1 protein-coding gene is annotated in these 583 nt (G+C 63.0%); it reads left to right on the forward strand.

The window, feature by feature from the left end:
* Positions 1–507 (forward strand): group II intron maturase-specific domain-containing protein (locus AC27LF_RS45600; RefSeq protein WP_479662466.1); only part of this gene is annotated, 507 nt, incomplete at its 5' end.
* Between the last annotated feature and the right edge of the window lie 76 nt (positions 508–583).

The following is a 583-nucleotide window of genomic DNA, read 5'->3' on the forward strand; positions in this document are numbered from 1 at the left end:
GGTCTTCGCCTCTCCGAGGCCAAGACGCAGGTGGTGCACATGTCGGAAGGGTTCGACTTCCTTGGGTTCCGCATCCAGTGGCGCCGCAAGCGAGGAACGGACAAGTGGTACGTCTACACCTTCATTGCTGACCGGCCCATCCGGCAGTTGAAGGACAAGATCCGTGCCCTCACGAGCAGAACGTCGCAGATGAATCCCAGGGACGTGCTGATCAGGCTCAACCAGATCATGCGCGGCTGGGCCAACTACTTCAAGCACGCGGTCGCGAAAGTCACCCTGAAATCCCTCGCCAGATTCGTCTGGCACCGGGTGATCAGCTGGTGGATCGTGCTGCACCAATGGAGGTGGAAGGACATCCGCCGACGCTTCACCGACCACAACGGCCGGTGGAAGGCCCTGTCGGCGGACGGGATCGAACTGTTCAGCCTCCAAGCGGTGACGGTCTCCCGTTACCGCTACCGAGGCGACACGATCCCCCACCCCTGGACTCATCTCAACCACGCCTGAACGGCAGAGACCGTGGAGAGCCCGGTGCGGTGAGAGCCGCACGCCGGGTTCGGCGAGCGGCACGGAGAAACGGACC

It is taken from the genome of Streptomyces diversicolor (genome assembly GCF_057537855.1).